This is a genomic window from Mesomycoplasma ovipneumoniae ATCC 29419 (assembly GCF_028885435.1).
Lineage (GTDB): Bacteria > Bacillota_I > Bacilli_A > Mycoplasmatales > Metamycoplasmataceae > Mesomycoplasma > Mesomycoplasma ovipneumoniae.
The window spans coordinates 775,531-794,067 of the sequence record NZ_CP118522.1; the positions used below are offsets into that span (position 1 = coordinate 775,531).

General features: G+C 28.7%; 10 protein-coding genes. 2 read left to right on the forward strand and 8 right to left on the reverse strand.

From position 1 onward, the window contains the following. The first annotated feature begins 22 nt into the window (after positions 1–22). Positions 23–2,638, forward strand: coding sequence for a cation-translocating P-type ATPase (locus tag PWA39_RS02785; protein WP_069099369.1), 2,616 nt, complete (start codon positions 23–25; stop codon positions 2,636–2,638). Here the strand turns inward: PWA39_RS02785 and PWA39_RS02790 are convergent, their stop codons facing one another. From PWA39_RS02790 to PWA39_RS02810, 5 genes are all read right to left on the reverse strand, one after another. After that, positions 2,639–3,589 carry a nucleotidyltransferase gene (locus PWA39_RS02790; RefSeq protein ID WP_069099370.1) on the reverse strand — a complete coding sequence of 317 codons (951 nt, stop codon included), beginning with the start codon at positions 3,587–3,589 and terminating at the stop codon, positions 2,639–2,641. A 61-nt stretch (positions 3,590–3,650) separates the two neighbouring features. Then, positions 3,651–4,193, reverse strand: a complete 543-nt coding sequence (gene yihA / locus PWA39_RS02795) for a ribosome biogenesis GTP-binding protein YihA/YsxC (protein WP_069099371.1) — start codon at positions 4,191–4,193, stop codon at positions 3,651–3,653. Between the two features lie 42 nt (positions 4,194–4,235). Beyond that, the gene (locus tag PWA39_RS02800) at positions 4,236–5,549 is read right to left on the reverse strand and encodes a hypothetical protein (protein ID WP_069099372.1); all 1,314 of its coding nucleotides are present in this window, start codon (positions 5,547–5,549) and stop codon (positions 4,236–4,238) included. Positions 5,550–5,570: 21 nt separating this feature from the next. Continuing rightward, positions 5,571–6,827, reverse strand: coding sequence for a hypothetical protein (locus tag PWA39_RS02805; RefSeq protein ID WP_124983469.1), 1,257 nt, complete (start codon positions 6,825–6,827; stop codon positions 5,571–5,573). A gap of 382 nt (positions 6,828–7,209) precedes the next feature. Further along, positions 7,210–7,569, reverse strand: coding sequence for a hypothetical protein (locus PWA39_RS02810; RefSeq protein WP_069099373.1), 360 nt, complete (start codon positions 7,567–7,569; stop codon positions 7,210–7,212). A 231-nt stretch (positions 7,570–7,800) separates the two neighbouring features. Here PWA39_RS02810 and PWA39_RS02815 point away from each other — a divergent pair, with 231 nt between their 5' ends. Then, positions 7,801–9,582 carry a surface lipoprotein gene (locus tag PWA39_RS02815; protein WP_124983468.1) on the forward strand — a complete coding sequence of 594 codons (1,782 nt, stop codon included), beginning with the start codon at positions 7,801–7,803 and terminating at the stop codon, positions 9,580–9,582. A 736-nt stretch (positions 9,583–10,318) separates the two neighbouring features. Here PWA39_RS02815 and PWA39_RS02820 read toward each other — a convergent pair. From PWA39_RS02820 to PWA39_RS02830, 3 genes are all read right to left on the reverse strand, one after another. Next, positions 10,319–11,968 carry an MIP family Ig-specific serine endopeptidase gene (locus PWA39_RS02820; protein ID WP_069099374.1) on the reverse strand — a complete coding sequence of 550 codons (1,650 nt, stop codon included), beginning with the start codon at positions 11,966–11,968 and terminating at the stop codon, positions 10,319–10,321. A 129-nt stretch (positions 11,969–12,097) separates the two neighbouring features. Further along, positions 12,098–15,118: a P110/LppT family adhesin N-terminal domain gene (locus PWA39_RS02825; RefSeq protein ID WP_069099375.1), complete on the reverse strand. Its 3,021-nt coding sequence runs from the start codon at positions 15,116–15,118 to the stop codon at positions 12,098–12,100. A gap of 10 nt (positions 15,119–15,128) precedes the next feature. Further along, a complete protein-coding gene (locus PWA39_RS02830; protein WP_069099376.1) occupies positions 15,129–18,275 on the reverse strand; it encodes a P97 family adhesin in 3,147 nt (1,048 codons plus the stop codon). Between the last annotated feature and the right edge of the window lie 262 nt (positions 18,276–18,537).

Sequence of the window (18,537 nt, forward strand, 5' to 3'; positions counted from 1 at the left end):
TTTTATATAAAAAAAGGCAAAAATGATCAAAAAAGAAAAAAAAGAGAAAATCGACTATAAAAATACCGATAAAATTACATTTTTAGAGCAAATTGACAAAAAAAGGGGGCTGAATCAAGAACAAATTGAAAGATCAAAAAATTTTTTTGGCGAAAATAGACTACCAAAAATTCCGGAAAAATCGTTATTTTTCCGTATTTTATTGCAACTAAAAGAGCCGCTTACCTTAGTTTTAATTTTTGTTATTATTATTTCGGTTATTATTAGTTCGGTTTTTGAACATGATTTGCCTTTTTGAGCTAAATTAATTTCGTATCTTGAGCCAGTAGTTATTGCTTTAATTATTGCAATTAATGTTTTTTTCTCTTTGGTTCAAGAAACTAAATCAAAAAAAGCAATAGATGCAATTTCAGATCTTAACTCGCCAGTTTCGACACTAATTCGTGATGGAAAAAAAATAAGCCTAAAATCTGATGAGATTTTAGTAGGAGATATTCTTGAAGTTAGTTCTGGTGATTTAATTAGCGCCGATGGACTCGTCATTGAAAATAAAGAATTATCCGTATCTGAGGCAATTCTTACCGGTGAGTCAACATCAGTTTTTAAGGACGAATTTAAAAATTGGGATGATAAAGCCGCAAAAGTTTACAGTGGAACAAGCGTCTTGAATGGACAGGCAAAAATTTTAGTCTCAGATGTTGGCCAGAATACTGAACTTGGAAAAATTGCTTCACTTGTAACAAAAACAGACGAATTAGAATCTCCACTTCAGAAAAAAATCGCTAAATTTTCAAAAATTATCACTTTTATTGCCGCTTTTTTAGCAATTTCTTTCTTTTTTATTTATATATTCTTAGTTGAAAATGGCGATTTTAACCAGTCAAAACACGCAGTTATAATATCACTTTCACTAGCAATTGGCTTTATTCCCGAGGGTTTGATTCCGCTTGTTACTATAAATTTAATTATTGGTGTTAAAAAATTAGCAAAAAATAATGCGATTGTAAAAGATTTAAAAACAATTGAAACTCTTGGAGCAGTTTCAATTGTTTGCTCAGATAAAACTGGGACAATAACTGAAAATAAAATGCAAATTAAGGAAATTTATTATCACCAAATTGAGTCAAAAAATTTCTGGACACAAGCTGTTTTAAACACAACCGCATATAGTTTTTTTGATAACTCAGTTGAAAAATACTACGGTGATCCTGAGGAAATTTTAATTTTACAAAAGGCAAAAACTTTTGAAATTCAAAAAGAAGCAGTTGAAAAGCAACATAAATTTTTAGACAAAATTGTCTTTAGTTCCAAACTTAAATTTTCAGCTACTTTTTATGAAATTGATAACAAAAAGTTTCTTTTTATCAAAGGGGCTCCTGAAATTATTTTTAAAAAGGCAGACAATTTAGACCCTATTTTAGAAGAAAAATTAACCCAAATGCAAAATTTAGGATACCGTATTTTTGCATTTGGATATCGTGAAATTGAAAATGAACTTCAACCTAATGAAAATCTAGAAAATTATGTAAAAAACATAAATATTTCAGGCCTTGTATGCTTTCAAGACCCGCCACGAAAAGAAATTAAACCAATTGTCAAAGATCTTTTAGATGCAGAAATTAAAACGATAATGATAACAGGAGATAATTTTCACACTGCCTCATCAATTGCAAAAAATGTTGAAATTTTAGGTCCTGAATCACTTGCAACAGGCAATCCTGATTGAAAAAAAGATGACTTTTGACGTGAAAATGTTGAAAAATTTCACCTTTATTCACGTGTTCAACCTGAAGATAAATTAGAAATTGTCGGCGCACTACAATCAAAAAAACATGTTGTTGCTATGCTAGGTGACGGAGTTAACGATGCTCCTTCATTAAAAAAAGCTGATGTTGGTTTTGCAATGGGGATAACAGGCTCACAAGTTTCAAAACAAGTTGCAAATGTTGTTTTAGCGGATGATAATTTTAAAACCCTTTATCAAGCAATAAAAATTGGCCGTAATATTGTTGCAAATATTAAAAAACTGTTTGTTTTTTTACTAGTTGCTAATTTTTCAATGCTTTTATCAGTTATTTTTGCAACTTTAATTTTTAAAGAACAAATTTTTACATCACTACAAATACTTTGAATAAATGTTGTTTCTGAAACTTTCGGGGGAATCGCCCTTGGTCTTACAAATATTTCAAAAAATGTTATGAATCAAGGTTTTTTAAACGAAAATAAATCACTTTTTAATAAAAAACTGATTTTTAGCATAATGTTTTGGGCAATTTTCATCTCATTTTTAGCGCTGCTAAGTTTTTGAATCACAAATTCACAAACCTTTTCCTTTTTAATTATCAGCATTAGCCTTTCAAGTCTTTCTTATATACTTGCCGCCGATGAGAATATTTTTAAATATAAATTTGCAGATTTAAAATTTTTACACCTTGGTTTCTTAGCTAGTTTTACTTCAATTCTAATTGTTTCCTTTATTCCCGGAATAAATTTTGTTTTTTCCCAAAATGATTTTAGCAGTTCAAACTATCTTATTTTAAAAAATAATTATAATTATCTGTTACTTTTAACTATTTTTGCCCCGTTTGTATTAGACCAAATTCTAAAATTTTTTAAAATGTACTTTAAAAAATTTTAATTAATTTTGATTTTTTCAACAATCAAGATCCACTGTGGTTTCATCAAATTTTGATGGGTCTTCAATATTAAACAAAATATACAACATTGTTCGCTTTATGCGTGAATTAGTATAACGTTTTGAATTGGTGGCACTCAAAAAACTATCTAAGTCCGGTTGGTCGATATGTTTTTTGAATAAATTTTCAATTCCTTCTTTTACTAGTCAAATTTTTCTTAGTGATTCAGGCGACTTTTGACGAATAATTTGCTGAAATTTTGGATATAACAAGGCTAACGAACAAACTGGTTGGCTAAATTCCATTGGCGAAAACTGAGAAATTGACTTATTTTGGCTAATTAATTTTCGCAAGTATGTAGCTGAGGCAAACTTTCCAGTTGGTGTTGTTTCATTATAATCAACAGTTCTTTTAAGACTATATGCCTGAATTGGATAATTATTTAGCACAATTTGCTTAACATATTCAAATCCAAGAATATCATTAGGATAAATAATTTTCTGCGAACTAATTTTTTCAAGGGCAATTGCTGCTGCATTTGGAAAAGAATTGCCTAATTTTAATGCTTTTTTAAGATGAACATTGTATTCATCAATGTTATTTTTTCACAAATTTGCTAAATTATACAGATTTTGAACATCATTTGATTCTGATCCAAAAATTATTTTGTCTATTTTATGCTCAAAAATCAATTTTAGCGCACCTTGGGCAAAAATATGAGCAGCTTGACTTGTATATTCAAAAGGCAATCTAATTACAAAATCAGCTCCATATTTTAGTGCTATTTTCTTTTTTGTTTCAAAATTAGCAAGACTGATCTCACCTCGTTGGGTGAAATTTCCGCCTAAAATTATGTAAATTTTATCATTAGGAAAGTTTTTTTTAACATATTCAAGCTGATAAATATGACCATTATGAAAAGGATTATACTCAGCGATAATTGCAATTGCCATTTTTCCTCTTTTTTTAAAATAGTTTTAGTTTTTAATTTAAAAAAACCTATAAATTTATAGGTTAATTTTTTTCTTGATTAATTATTTGGTGAATTTTATCTAAATTTGTACCAGTTTTTGCCGAAACATTTAAACACTCAAGTGATAAATTTTTACACACTTTTAACAGTTTTGCACGCTGGGATTGATTAGTTTTATCGATTTTATTAGCTAAAATTTGCACTTTTATATTTAGTGAAACTAAAAATTCAATCATACTAAAATCAAGGTCAGTAAAGCCGATTTGACTGTCAACTAGCAAAAAAACTAGTAAAATATTGCTATTTTTACTAAAATAATTAAAAATCATCGATTCAATTTGATCTTTCTTTGCATGAGAAAGGCGAGCATAGCCATAACCTGGAAGGTCAACGATTAACTTATTTTGACTAGTTTGGTAATAATTTAAAAGCTGAGTTTTCCCAGGAGTAGAAGAAATACGAGCAATTTTTTGCCTTGCTAGCGCATTAATTAGCGAGGATTTGCCCACATTTGAGCGTCCAATAAAAGCAAATTGGTCTTCAAAAAAACACTGCTCTGGACATGATTTGAGAAATTTTCACATTATATACTTCTAAAAATTATAAATTAATTATAAAATCCTTTTTTAACTATGACTTGCCTGCCCAAAACGACCGCCAGTTTGAGTGATAAGACTAATATTTTGATTATTTCTGGTAGTTTGTAACTGTAATTTTTCAATTATTTCATTTCTTCACATCTCGAGAACCTGAGGTATACTAGCTTCATTTGGATAAAAATTGGCATTAGATTGAGTTCAAAAGGTGATTAAGTTTGCAACAGCTTGATTAGTTTTAACTTCTGGCAATTTTTTTAAAAATAATTGCATTTGTGATGCTTTTGTAAATTTGTATTTTTCCAAAAGTTTGTAAGCAAAACTATGATCCAAATCAGGGTCCTTGGCCATCGATTTTACCATTTGATCGACTATTTCAATATCAGATGTAACTTCAATTTCAGGGTTTTTTGGACTTGAAGAGTTAGATTTTGGACTATTATCTTCTGGATCACTTTTTATTGTTTGCGATTTTTGCTCTTGTTTTTGTTGGTCTAATTCTTCAAGCGGTTTTTGGGTTTGAATTTTTTCTTGACTTTCAATTTTAGGGGCAATTTCTATTGGTTTTTGCTTTTGGGATTCTATAATCGGTTGCTCAGGCAAATTTTGCACAGGATCACTGGACAAAGTTAATGGAAGTTTTTCTTGAGGTTCATTTATTTTTTTGATTTCAGATTCAACTTTTATTTGCGAAGATATAGGCGGATTTTTGGGTTTAGTTTTGTCTTTTGAGTCTAAAATTGATGGTGAAAATTGAGTTTTTTGTTTGGCATCATTTTTATCAACTTTTGGAATAACAATAGGCAAATTAGCTGGTTTTTCAGAAGATTTTTGAATTTTTGGGCTTTCAGCACTAGGGGTTACAAGAACTTTTTTTGAAGGTAAACTTTCAATTTTTTGTTGCTTTTTTTCAGTTTTTGTTAGCGAAACTGCTTTTTTAGACAAAATTATTATATTCTTTGGGACCTTATTAAATTTAGGGCTTGGCGGCAAAGTTAATGGAGTTCTAATTTGATTATTTTGGGCGTGATTAATTAACTTCGAATCAATTTGACCTTGTTTTTTCGTTGTTTTTTTAGTATTTAAATCAGCAACATTAGAATTTTTAGCTTCTTTTTTATTGGTATCTAAACCTTGTAAAATTATTGTATCAGCAATTTGATTTCCAATTTTTTGTGAATTTACAACCGAAGGCACCAAGGCATTAACCTTAAGATTTCCTTCACGAACATCATTTTGATTCAAAGGCAAGGTAGAATTACCTAAACTAAAATAAACTACCGTCCCTACAGAACCAGCAACAACCGGGATAAACCCTAGAGCTAACTTAAATAATTTTGTCATTTTTTCTACTTTTATAAATTTTTAGGATTTTTTAACACCAGCTGGCGTTACTGGTTGAGCCTCAACTCACTTACCGCTATTTATGTTTGTTTCATCGATAATAAACACATGACCGCCTGTCGTTCTATTAAAAGCGCCAATTTCCGGAGTTTTAGTAATTGTCAAAACTTTTTGAAGCTCTTTTCTTCAATTTTCACGAGCAGTATGGGATCTTGCACGCGATGGATAAAAATGAGCGTAATTATTCTCCCAAAAGATATATAAAAATGCTGCTTCTTCTTCAGTTATTGGTGTTTTTGGGAATCTTTCTTTAAAAAGTCTCATTTGGTCGTTCTTTTTAAAAATATATTTATAAAGGTTCTTTTTTGCTTCACGATATTTCTGAGCATTTTCGCCTACTGAAGATTTTAATAATATTTTTAAATCTTCTTGTAATTTATCAATTATTTCATCAACTTCACGCTCTGATTCAGTTGTTGCAGGAGAAATTGAATAGGATGATGTTGACTTGGAAATATCGCTTTGGGTTTGTGTTTTAGGTTTAGGAGTATCTTCTTCGGGTTCAACTTTTGGAGTTTCACTAATAACGATAACTTCAGGAGTTTTTACAATTTTGGGCGGTAAAACCGGTTTTACATCTTCATTAGAAACTACAGGAGAAATTAATGGGGTTGGATCTTGAATTTTCTCTTCGGCCTGAGTCGGTTTTTGCTTAATTATTACAACTTTTCGAATAATTTCAGAAGAATTTGATGGGGATTTGTCTAAATTTGTTGGCTTTTGGGGTTCTAAAACTGAAATAGAAGAATTTTTACTTTCACTACTTTGAATTTTACTAACTGAAACAGCTTTTTTTATTTCATCAACTGATTTTTTGACAGGTTCGGCCAATAAGATTTTTGGTTGTATGTTTGGTGAATTTTTTGGTAGTTCAATTTGTTTATTAGAAAAAATTATTTTTGGTTTTTTTGTGTTTTTAGTAACTTTAATAGGCTGAGATTTTTGAGAATCTTCTGAGAATTCCGGACTTTTTAGAACAATTGTTTCATCATTTTTTACAGTTTCCTGGGTTGATAATTCTTCAGAATTTTGGTTGAATTCATTATCTTGTGAATCAGAAGGTGGTGAAAGACGGGTTTCAACTTGAAGTGTTTGGCGTGCTAAAGTTGTATCGTCCAAATTAGAAATAGCATTACTAGAAGTCAAATAAATAGCTGTTCCTGCTGAGCCTGCGACAACTGGAACTAATCCAAAAACCAATTTTAAAGATTTGCTCATATTTCACTCCTAGAAATTAAAACCAACACCAATAATTTATAATAATACCACGAATATAAAATTATTTAAAAAAAATAAAACAGGAATGATCTAGCTCATCCTGTTTGTTTGATTCACTATATTTATTAATTATAAATAAAAAATTTTAAAAGTCAAGCAAAACCTAAAAATTTATTTATATCAATTCTTCAGAGTATTAAAATATTTCCAACTTGAAAAATAAAACACAATTATAATAATGCAGTATTTTAACTTCTTTTAGTCTACAATTTAAGGATATTTTAGCTTTTTTCAAATATAACTTATTTACTAGCAAAAAATTTGTTTTTTGCCTCAGACGGGAATAATTTTAGATAGATTAAAAAATGGTATTTTATGTAAGCTAGTATACTAACTTATTATTTTCAAATTTGGTGACTAAGACATCTTTTTTTGTCTCGGTAGTCAGTTTTTCTGCTGGTTGAGACAATAAAATTTTAGGCTGATCTTTTGATGAATTTGTTGAAATATTAGGAATATGGCTGGACAAAATTATTTCTGGTTTATTTATTTTTTCACTAGGTTCTACGGGTTGAAAGCATCCCCGCCCATCGAGAAGACAATTAGGGACTTGTACGACAATTGATTTTTCGCCGTCTTCTGATTTAGTATTTTTATATTTATAAATCAACAAAAAAGTAGCTGTTCCTGCTACAACAACAGCCGGTACTACTATAAGTACTATTTTTCAAAATTTTTTCATATTTCGCCCCTAAGAATTAAAGTCTAAACCAAAATAAATTAGTATAATTATATCAAAAATATAAGCTTATTTATAAAATAAAAATTGAATGCTTCTAGCTTAGCAAGAATCGACAAAAATTTTAACAAACAAAAAACACCTTTCTGCGTTTTAAATAATAGTATTTTTTAAGATATATTAGAAAAATAGCTATTTTTATGTTATAATTTAATCTAACTTGTGAGGAGAATTATGAAAAGAATATATACAAAAAAATGGTTTTTAGGAAGTCTTACAGTTTTAATTCCAACGTTTTTTCTCGCTGCAGCATGTGGACAAAATAACGCTGATAAAAATAAGGAAGATAACAAAAATCCGAAATTAGACAAAGAAAAGCCTAATCCACCAAAACAAAACCCTAATCCACCAAAAAGTGATCCTAATGTGCAAGGAGATCCTGTTGCTTTTCTTGACACACAAAAAGGTAAAATTGAATCAGACACTTTGAAATTAATCGAAGAAACAAAAAAACAAAAAGAAAATATCGAAAAAACAGAAGAACAAACAAAACAAATTGAAGAAAAACAAGCAGAAATAAACAAAGAACTTGATAAAATTCAACAAAATCAATCTTCAACTGATGATCAAAAAAGTGATAAAATTTCAGAAGATATCAAGAAAGAAAAAGAAAAATTAGAAATTGAAAAAGAAAAATTAGAAAAACAAAAAAAGGAACAAGCCGAAAAACTACTTAAAGAAAAAGAACGCCTCTCAAAACTTGAGGAAGAAAAAAGACAAAAAGAACTAGAAAAACAAAAAATAATACTTGAAAAAAACAGACTTCACATTCAAACAGTCAATGATTTAAATGCTATTTTAGCAAAAATTCCAAATTCTTTAGAAATAGCTGACCAAGAAAAAAAATCATCAATTAATGTTGCAACTGTGCTTTTTCGTTATAAGTCAAAACCTTCAACTTTTCATTATGAAAATTTTGTAAAGAAAATTGATAACTTTGATGACCAAAATTATACAATTACCTTTAGTTTTCCTTTTGAGGTTAAAACTGTTGAAAATAACAACGATATTAACCAAAGAAGGCTAGAAAATGTTGAACTTTCAGTGTCCAAAAAAGGTTCAGACACAAAAGTAACAAAACGAGTGAACCTTTTTTGAGATTTAGAAAAATCAAAAAAGGTTCAACAAAATGAAGAGCCAGAATTATACCAAAAAGAATTACGACCTGTTTTTAGCAAAATAAGTCCTTCAATTTTGGCATACGCATTAGTCAATTCTGAAAATGAAACTGTTTTAAATTCGGTACTTTTTGGCGATTTTAATGCTGCATTTAGTGAAGTTTCACTTTCAGTTGGTCTTAAAGATGAATTTTTAGGGATAAAATCACTAAATGATGAGGAAAAATTTTCCTTTGATATTATAAGTGCAACTCCTAATGATGAAAATGGGACTTTAAAACTTAAAGTAAAAAAGACAAAATTTAAAGAGCAAAAAGAAGAAATTGGTGATCTTCAAGAATTTACTTTTTCCAATTTAAAGAAAAATGACAAAAATACAGCTGAATTTGAATTTGAGGTTGACAATAATAAAGTTTGACCTCAAATAAGAGAAAAAGAAATTTTTAAAAACAATAGACAAAATAAAAATGAACTATCAGAAATTCAAAAAGGACTAATAGCTAAAATAATTTTTGACAGTCTCTATTTTAAAATAAAAAACCCCGATCCTGAGGTTCTTTTAAAGGAATTTTTAGTCAAAGATCATATTAAAAACAACAACTTTTTCCCTTATCCACAAATTATTTCCCTAGAATGAGATGGCATGATCAGAAATGATGCCCACAAAAAAATTAGTCTCAAACTAGAAAATAAGAAGTTAATTTATAGTTTTGAACTAAAATATGCAAATCTTTTACCAAATTCAACGCTGACTCCTCAAGATCAGACGCTTCAATTTTCAGATTACAAAAGCGCTGAAATTAAAGGTGAAATTCCCCTTGATCAATTTTTAATTTAAATAATATTTTGTAATTTTACCAACAAAATTATCCTTTTATTTTAGAGTAACAACTAATAAACTAGATGTTAAAACCCTTTGATTTAGATGATAATTTGTATTCTAGGCACATTTTTTAATAATTTTGGCAAAAAAATGTGTTGTCATTACAATTATAAATTTTGTTGGCAAAAAACCACCGTTGGATTTAGTTGCAAAAAAACCTTAATTTTTTGAGTTTCCCAGTTTGATGGTAAAAATTCGCTTTTTAGTGAATACAAATACGCAAAAATGCCGGTAAATCCGGGTTTTTTGACGCTAAAATCTTAATTTTTATTATTTTAAAATTAGCTTTCTGCAAAAAAAAAAAAAATGCTTGGCATAAAATAAAATTATGTTATAATGAATCTCACTTAAGAATAATTAATAAATTTTGATATTGAATTAGGGGGGCTTAGTTATGTTTTTGTCGTAAAAAAATCAGAAAATGCGAATTATCCATTATATTTTTAAATATGATGGTATGCCTTAAATTTAACCGTTTAGAAATCTATAAATTTAGGGCTTTTGGTTATTGTTCTTTCAAAACTTCATATGTTTTTTAGGCTTGCTGCAAATAAAAACGAGTTTTCTATTTGCATTGAGTTTAAATAGTAGTTGTATTTTTTTATGATTTTTGCCAGCGTTTTAAACTAAAAAAGTAGTTTAAAAATTTCATAATTTTGCTTTTTAAGTTAAAATTTTAGCTTTTTAAGTATTAAGGGCCATCTGGAAATAGTAAAGTTTTGCGAAAATCTTTAAATTCGCCTTCATTTTCAGATAATTTTTTTAAGTTTTGCCGATATGATTTTTCTTGTTTGGGAAACAGTTTTTTATTTGTACCATCAATTAAGTTGTGTGCTAGTCCATAAGAGTCAAAATCAGCAATTTGGACAAAAGGAGTATAACCAGCTTTGCCACTAATGTCTAAATTACCTCCTCTGGTTTGAACAGCAGAATAAATACCAACAGGTAAGCCATAATCATTAATGACGAGCGACCCAGAGGCTCCATAATATAGTCCACTATTTTCAATAAAGGTTATAAAGCCAAAAGAAGAATAACTTCTGTTAGGGCTGAGGATGTCATTTAGCGCTAAACCATTGCTAAAACTATCGTTGGAAATTGCAAAAGCCTTGTTAGTTAAGTTTTTTGGATAATTTCTCATCAAAAATTGTTGTCCATCAAGGCTTGGATAACCTAATAAATAAAGTTTTGTGGTATTAGGAGATAAAATGGCAGATTTGCCAATTCCTAATTTTTCTGGCTCAACAATATCTTTTTGATAAATTGAGGTATAATCATAACTTATATAAGGTACTGTCTTTTTGTCATGATTTGGATACTGTTGTGTCTGAAACTTAGCAATATCTTGCTCGATGTCTATAATTGCCTTTTCGATATGCTCTTTGAATAATTGAAGATTTTCCTTGTTTGCATCATTTTTTAAAATGAGCTCATCTAATTTTGCTAAATTAACTTTTAGTCCAAAAACGGCAAAATCTTTACCAATTCCATTGTTTATTTTTTGACTACCAGGAGATGTGGCCGATGTTTGTTTTAGTTGCTCATTTGTTTGATTATCAAAAATATTTAATGCCACAAAGACAGTTTTGGGATTATCAAAAATTCCTTCGATACCAATCTCACTCCCTCCTCCTAATTGCTTGTTAATAAAGTAAACGGGAGTATTGTTTGCATCTGGTCTTGAGTTATTATCAATTGCTTGGATGTTAGCATCTTTTTTTGGCATACCAATAATAAAGCTATCTACTTTTTCGGCATTGTTTGGCTCAGTAAAATATTCAGGGAAAGTGTCTTTATATTTTGAATCTAAAGTGTTAAAAGATCTAGCAAAAACGTGAGCATTTGTAGCGATATACAACATTACTTCCGTCTTGTTTTCATTGTAAGCAGCATCTAATAATCAACCTGTTCCTGTCGGCTCATATTTGACAACATCATCAGGATTGTTCTCATCTGTTTTGTCAACACTATTGAAGGCGATTGCAAAAGTTCTGTTTTTTAGCTTTTCATATGCTTGCGCATCTGTTAATTTTACTAAATTAGATGCTAATTCTTGTTTTTGTTGTTCTCTTAAGCGTTTAGCAATTTCTATTCCTCTTTGTATAAAATTCGGATTGAAATGAGGGGCAAAATCCTGTTGGCCATTTTGCGGGTTATTTTGTGGTGGAGTAGTTATTGTTTCTTTTGTACTATCTAATGAAGCGTTTGGTTTTGTTACTTTTGGTTGTTCTTTTTCATGGCAAGCAACTAGAAAGGCCACTGCACTTAAAGGTGTAACAATTGAACCGGAAGTGATTAAAAATATTTTCAATTTTCTTATTTCTTTATTATTTTTTTTCATAAGTTTACACACCTTAAAATAAAAGTTTGATTAAATTAGTAGAAAAAAATTAAGACAACTAGTTTTTTATCTATGATTTTGATTACACCACTTTTGTTAATTTTTTCTACTAATTTAGGTGCAAAGATTTTATTTTAAATATGCATTAATAAAAGAACGTTTGATTTCTTCGCGAGCTGGTTTTCCTAAAGGGCTAGTCAATTGAGAATTATTATAGACAGCAAGCCCTTTAAGAATTATAGAACCATTTGAATTTTGACTTTGAGTTAAATCTGATTCACTTGCGCTAGGGTTAGCTGTCATTTTTTCAGGATTAGGACCAATTTGAGCTCAATCAAGATTGAAAAAATTAGGAAATGGGGTTCACACGCCAGTTAAATGGTTTACATTATAAATTGTTTTGGCATTTAAACTAACTGAAAATGGCGAATTTAGTTGATTATTTGACGAAGAATAAGCTGTAATTTCAAAAGATCAAGGGGTTTTAATAATTTCGAGGAGAATATCCTGGTCTTGTTCAATTATTGGATTAATTTTTTGGCCAACAAATGGCGAAGAATTTCGAAATTCTTGTGAAAAAAAACGGCTTTCATCGGTACGATTTGCAATTTCCATTAATGGCCGATATTCAGAATTAGGCGGAAAACCATCAGAATTTTCCTTTATATCTGACGAAAAAAACCTATTTTTTATATTTCAAGAATCAGGGCCAAGAACAACAGCTTGTTTTTCTTTTAAAGAAGGTAAAAATGATTCTAATCCTAAATGTAGTGAATCTTGACCTTGGCGAAAATGATTATTATACGATTTAAAATTTTCAACTTGTTGAAAATCAAAACCAATAACATATTCGTCAACTTTTGCATCAATCTGTTTGGCATCTATTGAAGAATTGGAATTAATTTCTACTTTACCGCCTACAATTTTTCCTTCAATTGATTTTGATTTTTCAACATATTTAGATCTTCCAACTTTTTGAATGAAAAGTCCACTACCATTTGAGTCTGAAAGTAAATAATGTCTTTTATAATCCTTAATATTTTTTGGTCTAAAAGCAAGGTAAACAACTCCTGAATTAACTCGCGAAAATGGGGCGGGATTTGTTTTTGGTGACTCAGATGAACTAGAAGTATTCTCGGTTTTTGCTGAATTATCCATGAATTTAAAGGCTTTTTTGATTTCAAAACCATTGTGGGTTAGTTTATTTTCGATAGAATTACTATCCTGAAAATGAATGTCATTATCAGATAAGTCTTGAATTTTTAGCGATTCAGTTGGTGAAGTTTGTGAAAAACTAGCTTTCCCGTCAAGGAAAAAGGTTGGATAAAATTTGGAAGCAACATCAAAGGCGCTTTGTTGTGAACTTAAAACATTATTAATTTGGATTTTTGAAGAGGCCAATTTTTCGTTGTTTTTAGTGGAAACCAGTGAAAATTCAATAACAAAATTATCACTTTGTTTTTCAAAATTTATTTCTGGTTTGACATCAAGTGAAATAAAATTATGCTGTAAATTTAAAGCTTTTCAGATAGATTTTCCTAAAGTTAATTGTTCATTTTTACTTTTGCCTTCAGCTGAATCTGAAAAAGTTTGGGCTTGAATTGCTTGGGATTTTGAACTTTCTGAAATTTCTATTAACTCATTTTTATACTCTTCAAGCGAATCTTTGGTTGGATTTTTACCAAAATCAAGCAAATAAAGCTGACTAACTAATTTTTCATCAGGATTTTTGGTGTCAATTCGACTAGATGATTCCTTAATTTCATTAAATATTTGAACCAATTTATCCGAACTAAGCGCCGGAGTATTTAAAGCTTTTGGTAAAGAAAAATCTTGTAATTTAGTTTGAGGTAAATTCTTTGCAAAAATACGTGAAAATTCGTTTAGATCAGGTTTGATATCAGTGTCCAATTTAAAATCTAAAACTTTTATAAATTTTTGTTGGTCTCTTTTTGTTAAGGTTCCACTTAAACTTAAGCGAACTTTTCCGTCTTTAATTAAATTTAGGCGATCTTGTTCACTAATTTCAGACAAATCTTTAAGAATAATATCTATATTTATGATGTAATTTTTTAATTTATTAGTATTTAGACTAAATTCATTGCTGGTGTAATTAAATAATTCTGAAAATTTTTTTGGTAGTGAGCTGTTTGTTTCATCTTGAGTTGAATACAAATATGATCCAAGCGATAAATTTTTGCTAACAAGATTTTGCTGGACTTCAGGTTTTAATTTTATTTCAGGAATTAACTCATCATTTATTCAGGATTTTATTTCTGATTCAATTTCTTGATCGGTAGCAATTCCTTTTATTTCAAGCTGAATTGGTGTTTTTTTATCGCCATCAATTAAGTCAAAATTAAGGTAATTTTTGCCAGCTTCAGAAAAAAAACTAAGATTATTGTCAACAATTGTCGGTTCAAGAGTCAAACCATTGCGAATAAAGGACGGATTTCCTAAACTATTTATAAAATTATAACTTCCTTTGAGTGCTAAAAGTGCTTTTTCAAATGCAATAAATTTTTGGTTTTCTGTGGCTTGAGCAACGCTAAAACTAGCTTGAATTTTAGATTTAAACTCAGAAAAACTAATTAAATTTTTTGAATATATATTAATTGATGACTTTTTTTCATCAATTTCAAATTTTGAAAAATCAACAACTTTATTTTCATCAGCAAAATTTTTGATATCAATTGCTTTTGAAAAAATTTGATTGTCATTTTTTGATTTTAAAAATAAGACAATATTTTTTATCGAATTTCCACTAACTTGCGCATTTATCAAATCATAAGTAATTTGATATTCATTTTCATATAATTTATCAAGATCTATTAATGATAAAAGGTCAAAATTATAAATTTTGCTTTTTGCCAAATTTAGTGCGGTAAATGCGGTTAAATTTTTAAAATTGTCTTTAACTGTCAAATTATCAAACAAACCAGCTAGCCCATTTTTAAAAGGATTTTGTTCTTGATCTAAACTCAATGTTTGAATTTCTTCATTTAATTTTTGATAGTAAGAACGATTATAAGAATAAATTCCTAAGGGAATTGAAATAGCAAGCCCGCTAACTATTGTTAAAGATGAAATTCCGATAACTATATTTGATGTTTTACTTGAAAAATGCTTAAAATTGAAGAACTTTTTCATTTTGACCTCGTTAGTTTGTTTGTTGATTTGAAGTGGATGGCTGAGAACTATTTGATTTTTTTACTGAAATTTTTAAATTGCGCGAAACTAAAACTTCGGCTTGATTTGTATTATTTTGGCCAGAATTTTGCGCTTGAGAATTTTTATCAAGAATAGAAACTGTTAGTAAAAAATTTATTGTATCTGTTTTTATTGAGTTTTCAAAACTAGGAAATATATCAAATTTTAGTTGGTCATTTCCTAATGGTTTTGAAAAATATTCTTTAGTTTTTTTCAAATCACTAAGATTGGTTTCTAATGATGAAGTTCCTGAAGTTTGATTATTTCCCTGTCCAGTTGTACTAGTTTGGGGTTGAGAAATTGTGTCAAATATATCATCATTTACTTCAAAATTCAATAATTCAGAAGGAATTGAGTCCACTAGAGAATTAAGTTTTTCTTGATTTGAAACTTTTGGATCAATTTTTTCGGTCGATAAATTAATCAAAATTTTTCTAACAGGTGTTTGAAGAGAAAATTTGTTAGTATTTCCGTCACCAATATTGTAATAAAAATTTAGCGTTAAATATTCATAATTTGGATTATTTGGTAAATTTTGCGGAGATTCCTGGGGCTGCTGAGACTGTTGAGTCCCTTCAGACTGTTCAGCCTGTACAGTTTGTTCAGCTCCTTGAGTCTGTTCAGTCGATTCAGTTGATTCAGTCTGCCCAGTCTGTCCATCACTTTCTTGTTCGGGTTTAGGTGTCTCTGTTATTTTTTTAACTTCTTGATCAAGAGTTAGCTTTGAAATTTCATTGCCTTTTTTAAAAACTATTTCATAATTTAAATTTGAATCTATTTTTTCTCATGCCAAAAAATTACTCAACTGGGCTGCTTTTAAATAAAAAGCTAATAAAACATCAGCAAGAGTAGAAAATTTAACACTTTGTTTGTAATTTTCCCTTATTTGATTAAGGTCAAAATTAGTGTTAGATTCCTTAAAAATTTCTTGATCTTTCAATGTTGCTAAAACATCTGAAGTTGATTTTTCTTTCAAATCACCAATTTGAGTTTTAATCGATTCGGGTAAAAATAATGTTGAAAAAAAGCCTTGATTAAGAACATCTTCAAAATGATTATTAAAGCTTAAAACTTGAACATTTTTATTATCAAGATTAATTTTTGCTGCTTTTTTAAAGATATCTTCCTGCAAATCATCGTCAAAAAGTTGCAAAGAAGAGCGATTTTGATTAAGAAGTCCAAAATACTTAGCTAATTCAAAAAATGTTTTAGCAATTTTATTCGGTTCCTGTTGAATATAGTTTGCAAAAAAAGCAGCTACATCAGATGGATTTTGAAAAAAAGTATTTGAAACCAAAGAACTAACTGCCAAATTTGCAGATGAATTTGAGGAATTTATACTAGTTGTTGTTTCAAACTTTTTAAAACGGGAAATATCGTCTAAGTTAGGAATCAAAGTTTTGCCTGATCAAGATCTAACTTTTGCCTCAAAATTATCAAAATTATAATTATAAGATGAAGGCAAACTCAATTTTTCGGCCAAGGCTTTATAATCCTGTTTTACTAATAAATTGTCTAATTCTTCTTTATTTAACGGGACTTTTGCAAAAACAGGTTCGCCAAAAGTTGAAATAAATTGCGCTAAATTAGCACTTTTATTGTCAAAAAGTGGATTTTGTTGATAAATTATCCCTTTTTGTGTTCCAGGAATAGAAAAATTACCAAAACCACTTCCAGGAGAAACATTAGAATTTATAGGCAAACCAAAACCTTCAATTCTTAAAATTAATTCCTTTTCATTAATAATTTCGTTTGAATTATTATCAAAAAAAGACTCATTTAAGACAATTTTATACGGTAATTCGATAATATATTTTCCATTGTCATTTATTAGCTTTGCATTTGGTGTGTCGAAAATAAAATCAATACCTTGCTTATCTGAAGGGATTGAATTATTAAAATTACCAAAATCTAAAGATAAATTTTCAGCTAACAACGGGTTTATCAAGTCTTTAATGCTTGAATTTTTTAAAAAAGGGTTGGATTCAAACTTTATTTTTGCAAAAAAATCAAAAGGATTTTGCTTGCTTATGAGAAGTTTATTATCTTTTTCCTCTGTATTATAAATTAACGGTTTTAATTTGAGATTTGCAAAAAAATCATTAACATCCAAAAATATTGATTTTTTATCTTTGGATTCAAGGTTTATATTGATAATTTTATTTCCATTATTTTCAAAATTATTGCCTAATTGATCAAGCGCTGACTGAGTCAAACTAGCCTGCAAAAACATTGTTGCAATATTGTTTTGAACGCTAACAAATTGGTTGGTTGTGGCATCTTTTGCAAAATTTATATCAAAAATTTGGGCATTTGTGTCAGGAATTAAATTTTCTTTTGAATTTTTAACAGAAGAAATTAAATCCGTAAGTTTTGGAAAAATTTGCCCTAAATTGTTTTCAACTTGTGAAGAATCTTGACTAGAATTAATTTTAGCGGCAAAATCTGAAGCACGGTATAAATTATTTTGCGCTAAATTCGAATTTTCCTCAGAAAAATTCGATATTGTCGTATTAAAATTTGAGACTGCATCTTCTATTTTTTTTGTAATTTTTTGCAGTGCAAAGTTAAAATCTGCTTTTAAAAACTTTCTTGAGTCATAAAAAGAAACAGGATATAAAACAAAATCTGACTGTGCAAAATTTTGGTCAGTTATTTGTTGTCTTGCTCTAAATTTAATAATAAAATTTTGATTTAAATCATCAAAATTTAAATCAACAAAGTCTAAAATTGGCAAACTAGTTTTTTCATTTTGCTGTTCAAATTTAACAAGTTGATTTGAATCTTCACTAAAATAATAAGGAATCAAATACTCATCAAGTTTAATCGTGTTTTTAAGAGCATTTCCGTCAAATAATAAACTTTTGATTGCAGAAAAATCGCTATTTTTGCTTATTTTTTCAGGATTAAATGCAACATATTTTACTTTCTTTACAAATTGCTGCACTTCTTCACGCGGATGTTTTCCGTTATATTTAAATGTAAAACTAATTCCGACTGTTATTCCAACAAAAGCTAATCCTGTGAAAAATGATGACAAAATTAATACTTTTCTTTTATTTTTTTTAATTTTGGTTGCTAAACTTGATGAATTCATAGTCCACTCCTAAATTTTAATAAATTAATAAATTATAGCATATTTTGGCTTTTTGGCATAGAAGTGCTATTATTATTAATTTTATGTTTAAAAATAAAAGCAAATTGATTTTTAAACATAAAATAAGAAAATTAGCAACTTTTTTGCTTTATTTGCTAAAAAAGTAAATAAAATTTTGCTTTTGTTTAAGTAAGTTATGCTATAATTTTACCTTATTTAATTTAAATCTCTTTCTATTTTAATATTTTAAAACTTAAAACTC